The organism is Bacteroidia bacterium, from assembly GCA_041391665.1.
GTDB lineage: Bacteria > Bacteroidota > Bacteroidia > J057 > J057 > JAGQVA01.
The window spans coordinates 1,773,671-1,790,365 of the sequence record JAWKNO010000002.1 but is presented as its reverse complement, the minus strand read 5'-3'; the positions used below and the strand labels follow the sequence as shown (position 1 = coordinate 1,790,365).

The window sequence follows — 16,695 nt, the reverse complement described above, 5'->3', positions numbered from 1 at the left end:
CTATTCGAAGACCTTTTCGGGTGTCTTTTCCTTCAAATAGGCACGCGGTGTGGTTCCGGTAACTTTCTTGAAAGCGCGGTTGAAGGTGGTTTTCGAGTTAAACCCTACGCTTAATGCCAGGGAAAGGAAAGTTTCATTTTGATACTTTTCATTGTTGGCCATTTCTGTAAAGGCAGCAACCCTGTAGGTGTTGATAAAGTCGTAAAAACTTTTCCCGTACCCTTCATTAATCACGCGTGACAAGGTATGCGTATTGGTTTCTACATAATCTGAAAGGTCAGAAAGGGTAAGCTCTGGATTCAAATAGACTTTCTGTTCTTCCATCACCCGCTTAAGTCGTTTTTTATACGTTTCCATTTCCCGGTCGCTCACAGGAGAGTCTTTGTATTTTTCCACTACTTTGGGCAGTTTGAAAATTTCGGGTTGGTTCATGGCAAAATATCCGAGAAAATAGGTGGTAAAAGAAAAAAGTACCCAAAGTATATCCGTACTTCGTTCGCGCAGTAAGGTAATATCAATGTCGAAAGCATAGCCCAGGGCTGAGACGAAATATATAAACACCCACATAATCATACAGATTGCATTCAACCCCATTACTGCATGAAGGTAGTGTAGGTTTTGCTCAAATGACTGGGTTTTGGAGGTGTCTTCTTCGTGAGAAGCGAGGATTTTCCTTACTTTGAGCCAGTAGTATATATTAAAAACCATGGCCAAACCACCGACAAGGGCAAAAATGATATATAGCTTCTGGTCAACGACATTTTGTATAAACAGGAGTTTTTCTCTGAAAAACAGCGGCAGATAGGCGATAAAATGGATAATGGCCGGAAGAAAATGATAGAGCGTTACATTTTTTTTCTCGGGTTCCAGTTTGAGTAGTCTGCGGATGTACAGGTAAAATACGGGCGCATATACAAAAAGAATCATTTCAGGAAGCAGAATAAACTTTGGCTGCCAGTTGAATATCTCCCTGTCGTAGGTAGAAACTCTGCCAACCAGGGCAAAAGAAATCAGCAGGATAAGAATGGACAGCATGCGGTTGGCAGGAATATTCCGCTCCTGAATCCCGTTGATGGCAATAATTAGCAGAATGCCCTGAAAGCTCGAAAACAATAACAGAAAGGAGTAAAAGCTCAATGTGCTGCCCGCGAGATCTTCCCATGATTTGATCTCAACTTCGACCCGGTTCTGGGTGTTAGCTTTTTTTCTGTAAATACGGTTCACTCTGGCTCTTCCATTGGCGCGTCCCTCTACAGAAGACCAGTTCCCCCGGGTAATTTTATAGCCAAATGAGTCTGGCGCATCTGTAATGAAAATAGAATAGGTACTGTCTGGCTGGCGATGCAGAATATAGTTTTCATCTCCGGGGTTCCAGTTATTAAAATCGCCAACCAAAAATAGCGTTGCATCGTGTGGGGTATTGGCTGGAAGACGGGTTACAACAATCTCGACCTGAGCCTTTGTTGAAAGACAGAAGGTCAGTAGAATAATCAGATTGAATATCAGGCGGATTCCCATCCTCAATGTTTTTCAGTAATGGAGTGCAGTTTTTTGCAATACAATTTAACGATCTTAAACCAATTGTGGTAAATAAATCGCAGTATGTGTATAACTGAAAAATAAGAAATTGGGTTTTCCCAAAGCGAATTAAACTCCGATAATGGTCTGCACTTTACCGATGAGGTCTGAAATCCGAACGGGTTTTCGTATATAGTCTGTAACGCCTTCGGCGAGCGCCATTTTGACGGCTGAAGTTTCTGTGCGACAGGTTACCATCAAAAAGGGAATATCTGCGAGGCTGATGTTTTCCTTTATGGCCCGGCAAAGTTCCAGCCCTGTCATTTCTGGCATCATCCAGTCACAAAGTATAGCTGCTGGCTTTTTTTGGCTCAAAAACTCCAACGCGGGTTTTGCACGGTTGAAAGCCTCAACACAAAAGCCTACCCGGAGAAAATTATACTCCAGAAGATCTAATATATCTTCCTCATCGTCGATAATTACCAGCAGTCGTTGTTCCGCCATTACACTCTGATTAACTAGCCAGAAATTTATACCCTACACCTTTAATCGTAACGATATACTGGGCGCCGATTTTTTCACGTAGTTTTCTCACATGTACATCGACTGTACGGTCAGTAACGTGGAGATTGTCCCAAATGCGAACCAGTAAATCTTCCCGGCTGAATACTTTTCCCGGCCGCGAGGCGAGATAAAAAAATAATTCAAATTCTTTTCTTGGAAGTGGAATTCGTTTATGCCCTTTTTTGACGACGTATTCGTCCCTGATGATTTCCAGGTCATGGATCCACAAGGTATTGCTGTCTTTTTTGGGCAGAATCTGATGTCGGCGAAGGAGGGCTTTGATCCTGCTTTTTAACACCCGGGGCTTAATGGGTTTATAAATATAATCATCGGCCCCGGCTTCAAAGCCCGCCACTTCTGAATATTCTTCCGATCGTGCGGTGAGGAAAACGATAATGGTATTTTCCAGTCCCGGGGTTTTTCTGATAGCCAGACAGGTCGAAACGCCGTCCATTTTGGGCATCATAATATCGAGCAGGATCAGGTCAGGTTTTGCAGATTCTGCCGCTTTCACGGCTTCTTCTCCATCTGTTGCCCGAACAATCGTATATCCCTCCTGTTCAAAGTTATACTGGAGCATATCCAGAATATCCTCTTCATCATCAACGATTAATATTTTAGCTGTTGTTGTCAAAGTTTCCAGTTCTAAAAGCATTTTTATTACCTGCTAGATTTATTTCTTTGGACCGATACTGCTAATTTTGTTCTTTTCGTTTATCTATGGAATAGCTGTTGCAGATATTAATGATAAAATAACTGTGCAATAACACACGGCTCACCTAATGATAATATTCTCATAACAACGACCTGTTTTTGTATGGATTACCGAAAACTGAGAGCGTGGATAACCTTGTTTGTGATTTTTTTCTGTTTTTTTATTTCGCTGACTTCTTATTCCGATGGGCCTCCGGAGGGGCGCACCGGGGCTCCGGGTGAGCTTACCTGTTACAATGGGTATTGCCACAACAGCTACCTGGTGAATAGTGGCCCCGGGTTGGTTTCCCTGACTTCGAGCCTTTCTGAGCAGGGATATTCTCCCGGCGAAATCTATGATATCTCCGTGAAAGTAATTCACCCCGGACAATCCGCCTTCGGCTTTCAGTTGTTGCCTTACAGTCCTGATTCAGACGCAGGAATCGGGCAGATTTACGAAACGGATACGGTGATTACGCAACTGAAAACAGATGGTGACAGGACCTATATCATGCATGATTCTGCACTTTTTGTGAACGACTCGGCTATCTGGCATTTTCAGTGGCAGGCGCCTCCGGCTTTTGCCGGCCCAGTCGTTTTCTATGCAGCTTTTCTGGCGGCTGACAACAATGGCAACCGCAGTGGTGATTATGTCTATAAAAGTAATTGGAAGGTAGATCCTGATCCTGCCAGTAGTCTGAGCCAGCCCGATATCCTTCCTTTTCCATTTGTGATCTCTGGCCCGCATGGAAGCCGGCAGCTTAGCTGGAATTTACCCTCGCCCTCTTTTCTGGAAATGATCTGGACAGATATCTCCGGCAAGGAGGTTTTTTCGCTTTCCACCAATCTCTCTACGCCTGTGGGCAATATGATGCTTTCTGTTCCTGGTCTGGTTTCGGGCGTTTATGTGATTCGGTTCAGGATAAAGGATCGTCTTCTGGTGAAGAAACAGTTTCTATAACTACAGGCGGTTTCTGCTGGCTTCTGCGTTTAAGCAGTGCTACATTTTCAACATGAGCAGTTTGGGGAAACATATCTACTGGCTGGATTTTTAGTACCTCATACCAATCGTCGAGCATTTCGAGGTCGCGGGCTTGTGTTGCGGGTTTACAGCTGACATAAATGATATGATGAGGCGCCAGTTCGCTGATCTTTTTTACCACCTGTGGCGCCATTCCCTGCCTTGGCGGGTCAGCGATGATTACCTCCGGACGGCCTTCTTTATTTATCAGATCGTCGTTGAGCAGATCTTTCATATCGCCGGCATAAAAGCTAAACTGGTTTTCCAGGTTATTGATGCGTACATTTTCCCAGGCATCTTCGACTGCGGCATTGACATATTCAATTCCGACAATTTTTTCCGCCAGCGGTGATACATAAATACCAATGCTGCCAGTACCGGAATATAAATCATAAATGGTTTGAAACCGGTTTTGTCCTTCGGGAAGAGCTTCGGTAAGAAAAGATTTAACTACTCCATATAATACCGCGGCCTGTTTAGGATTGGTCTGGAAAAAGGAAGTGGCCCTGATGCGAAAATCATAAGTTCCCAGCCTTTCGGTAATATAGGGTTTGCCTTTCCAGACGTGGAAGGGCAGGTCTGCATATACGCTGTTGACTTTGTGATTGTCAACCCATATAAAGTCTGTGATTTGGGGAAAACGCGCCTCCAAATGGCTGAGTATGGGAGCTATTACTTCCATATCATTGCCATTGACAACGAGGATAACCATCATCTCACCGGTAGAAACAGAGGTTCTGAATACAATATTCCGGAGAAAGCCCGTATTGTCGCGGATATTATAAAATGAGAGATCGTTCTCTCTCGCATATGTGCGAAGTTCGTTGCGAATGTCGTTGATCAAAGGAATCTGAAGCAAACATTCTTCGATGTCCAGCACTTTGTCAAACATTCCGGGCATATGGTATCCCAGCGACCGAAGGTCCATTTCATTAAAAAAATCCAGTTGGTCTTTCGGAACCCACGCCCTGTCACTGAAGGTGAACTCCAGTTTATTGCGATAATAAAAGGGGTTTTCACATCCAAGAATCGGCAACGCCTTTCCGATTTCCACTTTTCCGATCCTTTGGAGGCTGTTGATTACCTGACTTTCTTTAAAACCCAATTGCGCCTGATAAGACATATTCTGCCATTTACATCCGCCGCATAATCCAAAATGCTGGCATGGTGCCTCTACGCGATCTTCGGAGGCTTTGATCAGGCGTTCGATTTTGCCGACGAGGAGTTTGTCCTGTTTGCGAAATACAAATACCTCCGCAATATCTCCCGGCACACCGCCTTCAATAAAAACAACCTGCTCGCCATGCCTGGCTACAGCCCGACCATCGGAGGCCGCGTCTTTGATTTCCATTTCTGCCCTGAACGGCGTGATTCTTCTTCCCATGTAGCAAAAGTATGAAATGAAGCTCAAACATAATTTTTCCTGAAATATAAAATTGTTTTTATCTTCGTCTTAAAGCACAAAATCATGAAAAAAATCACAATGACCCTAATTGTTGGGTTGCTGCTGGCAACTCATTTCTTATCCGCTCAGTTTTCAGATGATTTCTCCGATGGAGAATTTTTGCAAAACCCTGTTTGGTCGGGGGAGCAGACTCATTTTCTGGTGACATCCAACGGTGAACTGCAGTCTGCGGGTACTCCTGCTACGGACACCATCCACCTTTCGATTCCTAATTTGGGTATTCACAACATGGAGTGGCGGTTTTACCTTCGGTATGAATTTGCCCCCAGTACTGCAAATGTGATTCGAATCTATCTGGTTTCTGATCAGGAGAATATCGAATCGTCCCTTTCCGGTTATTTTGTCGGAGTAGGGGAGTCCGGAAATGAGGACAGCTTCGACCTCTTCCGGCAGGATGGCGCTTCAGTTACCAAATTAATCGACGGTATACCCGGAAGGGCCGCGACAAAGGTTCACGCAGTCGTACGGGTGCTGAGAGACTCGCTGGGCAACTGGTCGCTGTTTTCAGACGATGCTGGCGATGGGAATTTTACGTTGGAAGGAGCCGCGTTTGATCAGACGTATGTATCATCGGCGTGGTTTGGGATTTGGGTCAAACATTCGGCTACCCGAAATACCTCATTCTTTTTTGACAATTTTTACGTGGGGAATGTTCAGTCAGATACAATTCCGGTGGTCCCGCCGGTTTATTATCATTTTCAGGATATCATTATCAATGAAATATTTGCCGATCCGACGCCATCTGTGGGTTTACCTGAATCGGAATTTCTGGAATTGTATAACCGCAGCAGAGACACGGTGAACCTGTCCGGATTTTCTATTACCAATGGAACGACAGTCGGGGTTTTACCCGAAAAGTTGGTTATGCCCGGTGGTTATCTGATTTTGGCAAGTTCGGCGACGGCTGCACAGTTTGACACTTATGGAGAGACGCTGAGTCCTTCTGCATGGCCAGCTTTGGTGAATGGTGGCGACAATCTGGGTTTACGCTCGGCTACAGGCGAACTTATCGATAGTGTAGATTATGAATTGCGGTGGTACGGAGATGAGGAAAAACAAAATGGTGGTTTCTCACTCGAAAAAATCAACCCGGAAGCGGGGCGTTGCCCGGAAGCCACCAACTGGATGGCGTCAAAACATATTTTGGGTGGTACTCCGGGTTTTGAAAACAGTGTGTATCATCAACCCGCTGACACGTTGGCCCCACAACTGGTGAAAGTAGAATGGGTTGATTCGCTGTGGATCAGACTTTGTTTTTCCGGGCCTCTTGATCCGGTGGAAGCGGAATCAGTCAATCATTACAGGTTTGACCCAGAAGGCCAAAGACCACTTTCTGCCTGGGTAAGTGCTCCTGAAAACCTTTGCGTGGAACTACTTTTAGAAGCGCCATTAACCCGTGGTACAATGTATCGGATCGTAGTAACAGAAATGCGGGATTGCCGGGGAAAAGAATTTTCAGTGGAAGGAGAATTGGGTTTACCCGAAGAGGTTATGCCAGGGGATGTACTGATCAACGAGCTATTATTTAACCCCTACGCCGGAGGGAGTGATTTTGTGGAAATTGTAAACGTTTCTGGTAAAATGCTGGATTACAGCCAGTTGTTTATTGGGGAAATATTTCCCGGCACGGACTCGATTTATAATGGGAAAATCATTTCAGCGGAGTCCCGGTTATTTATGCCGGGGGAAATCGTATGCCTGACGGCCAATGTTGATTTTCAGAAGAGTACTTACTTACCGCCTGCGGGGGCAAATTTTTGGGAGATGAAGAGTTTTCCGGGATACGACGACCATGCCGGAGAATGTGTAATATTTACTTCAGACCAACTGGTCATCGATCGGGTGGCCTACCTGGATGATTACCATTTTGCCAGTTTGCGGGATAAGGAGGGCGTGTCATTGGAGCGGATTTCGCTACGGCGGCCAGGCAATGATCCGGCTAACTGGCATTCGGCGGCGGAAACGGTCCTTTTTGCCACACCCGGATACGCCAATTCCCAGGCCATAGAGTTGTCGGACGAAAAATCCAATGTATCGTTGGCTTATCAGACTTTTTCCCCAAATGGAGATGGGGAAAAGGATGTGCTTCCTGTCAATTACGATTTTGACTTTTCCGGAGCAAATGCAAGGGTGACTGTATTTGATACAGCGGGAAGAAAAGTCAGAGAAATTCAGTCAAATATTCTGTTGGGAGCACAGCCGGGCACTATTTTTTGGGACGGAACCAATGACCGAAACCAGAAAATGGAAACCGGGATGTACATCATCCTGTTTGAAGTAACCCATTCATCAACAGGTGATAAATATATTTACCGCGAGGTTGCGGTTCTTACCGACAAATTTTAACAACAGAGGGGAGGAAATTTTAGTCTTTCTCTGTCAGGATCACGATTTTACCATCATTCTCTGCGACCACGGCCATAACAAAAGCGGCTTCTTCAAACAGCGCTTTTTTATCAACCCGGAGGGTGATGACATCGTTGTCTTTATTATCATCTTTGAGAACAGCTTCGATCAGCGGAATCAAATCTTCTTTATTCTGAATTTTTTGTTGATTCCAGGCAAAAACGCCATCATCAGTGACGGTTACAAAGTTTTTGCCTTCGGTAGGTTTGTCCGAAGAGCTGGTAGGGAGATCCACTTTCAGACCTACCTGCTCTACGAAAGCGGAAGTAAGCATAAAATAGATCAGGAGAAGAAAAACGATATCGGAGATAGAAGCGGAACTAAATTCTGCGCTTACTCTGTTTCTGCTACGAATACTCATAAGGAAAGGGATTAAGATGCAGGTTCCTGAAGAAGGTCAATAAAATCAGTAGTGGTAAGTTCCAGTTTGAAGACAACTTTACTAACCATGGATACAAGTGTATTGTAAGCCAGGAAGGCAAGGATCCCCACTACGAGACCAGCAGCCGTTGTTACCATTGCTTCAGCGATACCACCGGCCAAATCGACAGGGCTTGCATTTCCTTCACGAATAACGATAGCGTTAAAAGCTTTGATCATACCGAGTACAGTACCAAAGAATCCGATCATGGGTGCGGCCCCAGCTACAGTAGCCAGAAGCGACAACCTTCTTTCCAGTCGGTAGACTTCCAGTTTTCCTACGTTTTCGATAGAACCTTCAATGTCTTTGAGTGATGCCGATCCCAGCCGGGTAATTCCTTTGTAGATCATCCGGGAGAAGGCATCATTGGTTGATTGAGCCAAACCTTTGGCCGCTTCAATATTACCAGCGAGCACATATTTCCGAATCTGCTTCATCAACTCCCCTGAATCCGTATCAGCCTTTTTGATCGTCAGGTACCTTTCAATATAAATGAAGATAGCAAGGATGAGCAGCAGCAGCAAGGGAATCATCGTCCATCCACCGGAAAGGAGAACTTCAAACAGCGATTTACTACCAACTGATTGAGCGGTTGACAGAGAATCTGCAGGGGTCGTCTGTAGGAGAAAAAACATAGAATATAGATTAGGAAAAGGGTTATGGCTAAAAGTAAAGGAAAATTATTAATTCAAAGCTAAAGAATTTTTCGACAATGCAAAAATAACAAACAGGCAGTCAATTGACCGCCTGTTTGTATGAAAAGTTGCAAATATCTTAAGCTTCTGCTTTCACTTCTTCTTTTTCCAAAAGATCGAGAGAAATCGCGCTTGCTACGAATATGGAGGAATAAGTACCTACGGTAATACCCACAATAATCGCGAACATAAATCCTTTAATCACATCACCACCCCAGATGAAAAGAATGACTGCTGTCATAAGGGTTGTAAGAGAAGTGATTAATGTTCTGCTCAGGGTCTGGTCAATCGAGAGGTTGTAGATCTCGCTGAGTTTTACAGATTTCATTTCCCCGATATTTTCCCTGATCCGGTCAAACACTACCACGGTATCGTTGATGGAATAACCAATGATCGTAAGCAAGGCCGCAATGAGCGCCTGGTTGATTTCAACGCTAAATGGAATATTGATCACACTCAGGAAGGAGAATATACCCAGCGTGATGATCACGTCATGGAAAAGCGCAGCTACGGCACCAAGGCTGTACTGCCATTTGCGGAATCGCATCAGGATATAGAAGAAGATAATCAACAGGGAGAAAATGACCGACAGGTAAGCGGCCTCGCGAATGTCGTTCGCTACGGTTGGGCCTACGTCGGAGGTGCTGATAATCTCACTGTCATACTGGCTGAAATTTTGTTTTAAACCAGCTTTTACCAGATCTGTAACTTCGGTGGTTGCTTCCCTGTCATCTACTTTGTAGGAGGTGGTAATCATCAACTGATTATCTGAGCTCAGGGTTTTGATCACAGGTTCTGAATTGTTGAGCGCAGTATTCAGGTCTTTGCGAACCAGTTCTACATCCGAGCTGGAAAGGTTGGCTGGCGAGCCATTTTGTTTGAATTCAACCACAAACTGACGACCACCTTTAAAGTCCACACCTGTTTTAAATCCAAATACCAGTGCGGAAATCAGGCTTAAGGTAACCAGTGTACCAGATACCATGTAAAATATTTTTCTGCGGTTGACCATCTGGATTTTGATCTTGTCAAAAAGCCCAATGGTCCATGGGAAACCAAAGTTCATGGAATCTTTTCCTTTGTTGGCGTAGTAATCAAGGATCAGTCGGGTAATAACCAACGCGGAAATCAGTGAGGTAATGATACCGATCATCAATGATACGGCAAAACCACGGATAGGGCCTACACCGAAAGCGTAGAGTACAACACCGGTAAGGAAGGTCGTAATGTTTGAGTCCAATACAGAGGAGAAAGCATTGCTAAAACCTGCTTTGATACTGGCTTTCAGCGTTTTCTCATGAGCCATTTCTTCCCTGATACGTTCGAAGATCAGTACGTTTGCATCGACAGCCATACCTACTGTAAGTACGATAGCGGCAATACCGGGCAGGGTAAGTACGATGGTAAATGCAGCAGAACAACCCAGGATGAAAATAAGGTTTGCCAGCAGCGCCAGGTTTGCCACCCATCCCGATTTGTTGTAATACACTGCCATAAAGATCAGGATGACCGCAAATGCACCAAGGAAGGAGAACATACCACTGCGGATGTTTTCAGCACCGAGGGTTGGACCTACCGTTTCTTCTCCTTCAATCTGGGCAGGAACAGGCAGCTGACCTGCTTTCAGGACGTTTGCAAGGTCTTTTGCCTCATCGATTTCAAAATCACCGGAAATCTGTGAGCTTCCGCTGAGGATAGCTTCCGTTACGACCGGATATGAATACACCAGATTGTCAAGGAGAATGGCAACGTGTCTGCCGACATTGGCTTCGGTGATACGACCCCAGTCTTTTGTTCCTTCAGCTGTCATACGCATACTGACAACTGCTTTACCGGAAGTAGGGTCAAAATCCTGGCGGGCAAGACTCACCTGATCCCCTTCAAGGTCTGCGGTACCATCATCATTGATACGGATGGCAATCATCTCGTAGAGTTCTTCCTCTGCATCTTCCATGGGTTTGAAACCCCATACGAAGCGCATATCATCAGGAATAAGTGTTTTGATTTCATCCATTCTCAGAATGGCATTAACTTCTGCGGTGTCTTGAGGGCTTGCAGCACCCACACGTGGTGAAGTTGACCTTGCCTGAGACATAGCGTCAAAGTTTGCCGGACGGAGTACCGCAAAAAACGGGTTAGTGCGACGGAACTCTTCACGCTTTTTATCTTGTTCTTCTTTTGACAACTGATCAAAAGGCAGTTCATTGGCAGAATCACCTGCAGCGAGGTTTTCTGTGCTGAAGGTGGTGTCTTTGTTTGTTGAATCAGTTGTAGTGGCGGCGTCAGCAGTTTGGGTCGAATCTGTAGTTGCCTCAGCAGTTGTTTCCTCAGGCTCAACGCCTCTGATTTGCTTCAGTTTTTCATTGATTTCGAGCAATACAGGATATGCATCATTCCAGGGGTGAGTAGCATAAAATTCCAGTTTTGCTGTACCCTGGAGCAGTTTGCGTACACGCGCAGGCTCTTTCACGCCGGGAAGTTCGAGAAGAATCCGGCCTGTTCCTTCCTGCTTTTGAAGGTTAGGAGAAACAACACCAAACTGGTCAATACGGGTACGGAGGATGTTGAAGGTCCTGTCAATGGCAGATTTTGCCTCATTCTCCAGGATTGCCTGAACTTCATTGTCGGGAGTACCTACACTGATTTCAAGTTCCGGGTTGGCAAAAGTAGCACCAAGGCTTCCGGAGGGATTCAGTTCTTTAAAACACTCAACAAACAAAGGCACATAAGCTCTGGCTTCTGATTGTTGTTTGAGGTTGGCACAGTCAATGACTTTTTTGAAGGTACTGTCTGTAGGGTTGCCCGCCATTTGTTTGATCAGGGCTTCAACCCCAATCTCAAGCGTTACAAACATACCCCCCTGAAGGTCAAGACCCAGTGTAAATGAGCGGTCAACTGCTTTTTTGTACCGGTTTTGGTAATCGGGGTCGGAAAGCAGCGCGTCATATTGTTTTTTCGCTGCCGAATCTTCCGGAGTCCATGTTCCTGCCGGTTTGTTGATCGACGCCTGGAGGTTTTCGATTCTCTTTTCAGACGAAAACTGTACGTAAGTCCAGTATAAGTTATAGCCGCAAATTGCCACAAAAACCAGCAGCAAAAACACGACCGTGTTTTTATTTTTCATTTAAATTTAAGTTTGTAAATAATATAATAGACTTGTTGAAGCGGGAATCCTGCTTCAAAGTGATAGAAAACGGATGTTGAGAATTGTAATCAGGGAGCCCTTACCGGAACAAGGTTGTGGTGAAACCTGGAAGGAGGGCGGATAATGCCCGGGAAAACCGGCGTGTATTGCGCGGAGAGACGGAATAAGAAGAGAATCCCGATCGAAAACAGCGCAAAGAATATCCATTGGGAAACGGACACATTCACGGCGGGCATTTCCAGTTGTTGTATCTTTTGGAAAACTCCCATTTCCTGAGAATTTCGCAATTCCACTTCCTCAATTACCCTGAAATAGTGAAAGTAGAAGCTCCGCTTATTGATTTTAAGCAGGAACACCATTGCTACGAGTGCAGCAAAAATCAGGAATAATTGGTATGGACGTAGATACAATCGCATAATCGCGTGGCAAATATAGACAAAAACGATTGTGCGGCAAAATTTTTCCTGAATCTGCCTGACCGCAGATCAGGGGTTTTCGACAGGGGGTTCAGGTTGTTCTGCCGGCAATTTATTTTCTATCGTCTGGCCAGTCCAGGGGATCGAAAAGAAAAATGATGTGCCTTTCCCCGAGTTCGAAGTAAACCACATTCTTCCTCCGTGGTTGAGAACGATTTTTTTACAGATATGAAGTCCCATGCCGATCCCCTTCATATCGTTTTCATATTCTTTTCTAAACAGACTAAAAACCCTTTCATTTTCTTCCCGGTTGAGGCCGAGGCCATTATCTACGACCGAAAAGTTAAATTCTTCTTTATCATCATTCACAGAGGCACCTATCTGAATGACGGGTGGTTCGGCCCCTCTGTGTCTGAGTGCATTTTCAATCAGATTGCTGAAAAGCCGGGTGATTTGCATTCGGTCAGCCCTGATATTGGGTAGTTCTTTTGCAATGATGGTCGCGTGGTTTTCTTTTAGTCTGAATGCGATATTATTGCGAATATCAGCAATTACTGCCATGGTATCGACTTCTTCCAGGATGGGTTTTTCGACTTCTGATACGACAAACATCCACATCCCTTCAATTTTTTCCAGCAGTTGATGGGTGTGATTTGATATTTCATTCAACCAGGACGAAACCATGGGATTTTCATCCCCATTTACAGTTTTCAGTGTTTCTGATATTCTGTGTACCGATTCAGCGGGAACACGCATTTCTTCAGTAGTTTTCCGAACCATGGTTTCCAGGTTATTTTTTTGCCGGATCAACTCATGGTTGGTCATCTCCATGTCCCGGATATGGCTTACCATCTGGTCATTTTCTGTTTTTTCTGAAGAAATGTCGGCCAGCACCATAGAAATGCCCGAAATCTCATTTTCCGGATTAATGGAAGGACTTGCGCTGATTTTTACCCAGAATGGTTCGCCCGTTTTGCGCCGGAGACGGATCTCAAGCTTTTCGGGTTGCCCGGCCAATAAGGTGGAAATTTTTGACTCGGCCAGGGCATAGTCATCCGGCAATACCAGATCCTGAAATGATAATTTGTTGACCAACAGATCTTTTTCAAGACCCGTAAGGCGGCAAATCTGCGCATTTACCATCGTGATTTTCCCCGTTTGGTCGATTTGTATGACGCCACAAAACAGACTTTCAATCAGGCTTTCATACCGCAAGTCTTGAGTAACAAGCCTGTCCAGTGACCTGATTCGGGAGCTTAGAATAAAAAATGCCAGCAATTGTACGCCCGAAAATCTGAACAGAAAAGATTTTGCCTCAGGCGAGGGATCCGGTAAGAGGAAAAAAATCATGGTAACCGTGCTGATCATAAAAAGCTGAAACAGCCCCAGGTGTGAAATCCTCCGAATATAGAAGGCCGCGACCAGGGAATAAACCACAAACCCGGATAAAACACTTTTGGAAAAAGCCGTGATAAAAATCTGGTTTAGAAATCCGAATGCAAATAGGACAAATGCACCCAGAACAAAGAAGTAGAGATTGTCACGAAAATAAGGATAAATATAACTTGTGGTAAAAATCGAAATGCAATACAGCACAGTGAACAAACTGATAACCTGCCCGGCAAGATTTGCAGAGTTTGCAGTGGGTTGCGTAAAGCGAATAATCACTAAAAGTAGAGCGAGGATAAATAGGATAACCCTTCCTGTACTAACTGTAAACAGAGAAGAATTACTCAATCCTACCTGATTTTTGGGCCACATATATCTATTCAGCAGTAAAAGAAAGAATCAACCTCTCTGAAATTTGGATAATTCGAAAGTAATGTACTTCAAAATTTGTAATGAAGCAAATTGTATTCCAAAGAGGTTGATTATCAAAATACCTGATACCCTGTCCAGGAACGGGTATTCACATCGTACAGCCAGAGCAGGCTGTTGGCGAAGGCAAATCGGAAAGCATCATTTACACTCGCTTCAGCGGGAAGGGTAGTGCTACCGGTTTGATTGCCTTTTTTGTTGAAATACAGGACTTTGTAGTCGTTGTAGTCAAGCAAAGCGTATTCGTAACCTTTTTTTCCGGTAAACCCGACACTGGTTGAGTTGATATTGGATGTCGAAAAATCCGAATTACCGTTGAGTGTGATGGTACGGGAATAGGATAGTTTCTTCCGTGAATAAATGCTGATGATTCCGTCTGAATAGTAGATCACTTCTTTCTTTTTGGGATCAAATGTACCGACAGATTGCCATTCAGGCTGTAATTGTTCTTCCACAATTAATCTTGTCTGACCAGTTGGTTTACCGGCGCTGGTCAGGTCAAAGGTAACCCAGCCAGATTCCCCGGGGCCATTCCCTTCAAGGGTACTTCCATTCATCCAGATACCTCTCATGTCAAAACCCGCTTCAGCACTTCCCTGCGGATTTCCTTTTTTGTCAAAAGCCTCGAAGGGGAAAACGGCGTTTCCCGCGATGACGGTGTAGTAAATGCCTTTTGACGGGTCATAGGCTACGCTACTTCCATTTGTGCCGCCTGATTGTTGAATTTTCAGCGTGAGTACAGGCTTTGCTCTTGAAAGGGGACTTTGGGCCTGGGCTACAGACAGGATCATCGTTACACAAAACAGATAGCTAATGGTTTGATAGATTCGATTCATCATTTTATTTTGTTGACTACTTTCCATGCGGATTCATGTGATCCGTTTTTTCATGTATCAAGTTTACACGTTTTTTATTGTCCTCCAAATGATTCTTTTCCGGAGATTTTACTTTTTTATTGCAGGTTTGCCGATTGATCCTAAAAATCCTAATTTTGGCCGATGGATCATAAAGTTCTGATTGTAGATTTCGGTTCGCAATACACACAGCTCATTGCCAGAAGGGTACGGGAGCTACAGGTCTATTGTGAGATTATTCCTTTTCATCATTCGATAGAAATAGACCCAGGCCTGAAAGGGGTGATTCTTTCCGGCGGGCCTTGTTCTGTCAATGAATCAGGTGCTCCGGATATGGATCTGGACACGATTATCGGTAAGGTTCCGGTGCTGGGAATCTGCTATGGGGCACAACTGATTGCCCGTAATCACCACGGAAAAGTAGAAACTTCTGCCAAACGAGAATACGGCAGGGCTGTTTTTCAGACACAAAACGGTTCCCCCTTGTTTCACGAAGTGGCGCCTTCCTCCCAGGTTTGGATGAGTCACGCAGATACTATTACCCGCATCCCTTCTGATTATCATCTTATCGGGAGCACAGAGTCGGTGGAGGTGGCAGCTTTTCAACACAATCATCTGCCTGTATTTGCCCTTCAGTTTCACCCTGAAGTTACACACTCAGAATCTGGTACGGATATTCTGCGCAATTTTCTCTATCAGATCTGCCAGATTCCGGGAGACTGGACGCCTTCGGCTTTTATCGATACTACCGTTAGAGAACTCAAAGCGCAACTGGGCGATGACCGGGTGATCTGCGGGCTTTCCGGCGGGGTTGACTCTACGGTAGCCGCAACCCTGATTCACCGGGCTATTGGCACCAATCTCTATTGTATTTTTGTAGACAATGGAATCCTCCGCAAAAATGAATTCGAGGATGTCCTGGAAAAATATAAAAGACTTGGGCTGAATGTGATCGGGGTAAATGCTAAAGACCGTTTCCTGGGCGAACTTGCGGGTGTTACTGATCCTGAGCAAAAACGTAAAATCATTGGCCGGGTCTTTATCGAGGTTTTTCAGGATGAAGCACACAAACTCGATGGCATTGGGTGGCTGGCACAGGGTACGATTTATCCCGATGTGATTGAAAGCGTTTCGGTGAAAGGCCCTTCCGCTACCATCAAATCGCACCATAATGTGGGTGGACTTCCCGAAAAAATGAATATGAAGGTCGTCGAACCGTTAAAATATTTATTTAAGGATGAAGTGAGAAATGTGGGGCGCGATCTTGGGCTTGAGGAGATGTTTATAGGACGACATCCTTTCCCTGGTCCCGGACTGGCGATTCGCATTATCGGGGAAGTAAGTCCTGAAAATGTGGCACTCTTGCAGGAAGTCGATGCGGTTTTTATCGATGCCCTGAAGGAAAAAAACCTGTATGATGAGGTTTGGCAGGCCTTTGCGGTACTGTTGCCCATCGCATCTGTAGGTGTCATGGGAGATGAAAGGACCTATGAACAGGTAGTAGCTTTGCGGGCTGTCGGAAGCCGTGATGGCATGACAGCCGACTGGTCACGTTTACCCTATGATTTTCTGGGAGAAGTTTCCAACCGGATCATCAACCAGGTCAAGGGGGTGAACCGGGTAGTATATGATATCAGTTCCAAACCACCGGCAACTATTGAATGGGAGTAAACCCACGT

General features: G+C 44.9%; 13 protein-coding genes. 3 read left to right on the top strand and 10 right to left on the bottom strand.

Annotated features, from left to right (window positions below):
- The 3 genes from R3D00_18945 to R3D00_18935 form a co-directional block, all read right to left on the bottom strand.
- Complete coding sequence (locus R3D00_18945; protein MEZ4775270.1) at window positions 1-1,518, bottom strand: helix-turn-helix domain-containing protein; 1,518 nt, start codon at window positions 1,516-1,518, stop codon at window positions 1-3.
- Between the two features lie 129 nt (window positions 1,519-1,647).
- Window positions 1,648-2,022: a response regulator gene (locus R3D00_18940; protein MEZ4775269.1), complete on the bottom strand. Its 375-nt coding sequence runs from the start codon at window positions 2,020-2,022 to the stop codon at window positions 1,648-1,650.
- Between the two features lie 10 nt (window positions 2,023-2,032).
- The gene (locus R3D00_18935) at window positions 2,033-2,737 is read right to left on the bottom strand and encodes a response regulator transcription factor (GenBank protein ID MEZ4775268.1); all 705 of its coding nucleotides are present in this window, start codon (window positions 2,735-2,737) and stop codon (window positions 2,033-2,035) included.
- Window positions 2,738-2,899: 162 nt separating this feature from the next.
- On the opposite strand from R3D00_18935, the gene R3D00_18930 reads away from it, so the two are divergent.
- Window positions 2,900-3,736 (top strand): choice-of-anchor V domain-containing protein, encoded by an 837-nt coding sequence (locus tag R3D00_18930; protein ID MEZ4775267.1) that lies wholly within the window; start codon window positions 2,900-2,902, stop codon window positions 3,734-3,736.
- Here the strand turns inward: R3D00_18930 and rlmD are convergent.
- On the bottom strand, window positions 3,693-5,180 hold the full coding sequence (gene rlmD, locus R3D00_18925) for a 23S rRNA (uracil(1939)-C(5))-methyltransferase RlmD (protein ID MEZ4775266.1): 1,488 nt from the start codon (window positions 5,178-5,180) through the stop codon (window positions 3,693-3,695). The two genes, R3D00_18930 and rlmD, sit on opposite strands and share 44 nt — an antisense overlap.
- An 84-nt stretch (window positions 5,181-5,264) precedes the next feature.
- On the opposite strand from rlmD, the gene R3D00_18920 reads away from it, so the two are divergent.
- Complete coding sequence (locus tag R3D00_18920; protein ID MEZ4775265.1) at window positions 5,265-7,607, top strand: lamin tail domain-containing protein; 2,343 nt, start codon at window positions 5,265-5,267, stop codon at window positions 7,605-7,607.
- A 19-nt stretch (window positions 7,608-7,626) separates the two neighbouring features.
- On the opposite strand, the gene R3D00_18915 is transcribed toward R3D00_18920, so the two are convergent.
- The 6 genes from R3D00_18915 to R3D00_18890 all read right to left on the bottom strand — a co-directional run bounded on the left by R3D00_18915 (window position 7,627) and on the right by R3D00_18890 (window position 15,001).
- Entirely contained in the window at window positions 7,627-8,028 is a 402-nt protein-coding gene (locus R3D00_18915; protein MEZ4775264.1) for a biopolymer transporter ExbD, read from the bottom strand.
- Window positions 8,029-8,039: 11 nt separating this feature from the next.
- A complete protein-coding gene (locus R3D00_18910) occupies window positions 8,040-8,723 on the bottom strand; it encodes a MotA/TolQ/ExbB proton channel family protein (protein ID MEZ4775263.1) in 684 nt (227 codons plus the stop codon).
- 139 nt (window positions 8,724-8,862) lie between these two features.
- Window positions 8,863-11,907 carry a protein translocase subunit SecDF gene (gene secDF / locus R3D00_18905; GenBank protein ID MEZ4775262.1) on the bottom strand — a complete coding sequence of 1,015 codons (3,045 nt, stop codon included), beginning with the start codon at window positions 11,905-11,907 and terminating at the stop codon, window positions 8,863-8,865.
- Between the two features lie 89 nt (window positions 11,908-11,996).
- Window positions 11,997-12,344 carry a hypothetical protein gene (locus R3D00_18900; protein ID MEZ4775261.1) on the bottom strand — a complete coding sequence of 116 codons (348 nt, stop codon included), beginning with the start codon at window positions 12,342-12,344 and terminating at the stop codon, window positions 11,997-11,999.
- A gap of 69 nt (window positions 12,345-12,413) precedes the next feature.
- Entirely contained in the window at window positions 12,414-14,081 is a 1,668-nt protein-coding gene (locus tag R3D00_18895; GenBank protein ID MEZ4775260.1) for an ATP-binding protein, read from the bottom strand.
- A 137-nt stretch (window positions 14,082-14,218) separates the two neighbouring features.
- Window positions 14,219-15,001: a hypothetical protein gene (locus R3D00_18890; protein ID MEZ4775259.1), complete on the bottom strand. Its 783-nt coding sequence runs from the start codon at window positions 14,999-15,001 to the stop codon at window positions 14,219-14,221.
- Window positions 15,002-15,160: 159 nt separating this feature from the next.
- On the opposite strand from R3D00_18890, the gene guaA reads away from it, so the two are divergent.
- Window positions 15,161-16,687 carry a glutamine-hydrolyzing GMP synthase gene (gene guaA, locus R3D00_18885; protein MEZ4775258.1) on the top strand — a complete coding sequence of 509 codons (1,527 nt, stop codon included), beginning with the start codon at window positions 15,161-15,163 and terminating at the stop codon, window positions 16,685-16,687.
- Window positions 16,688-16,695 lie beyond the last annotated feature (8 nt).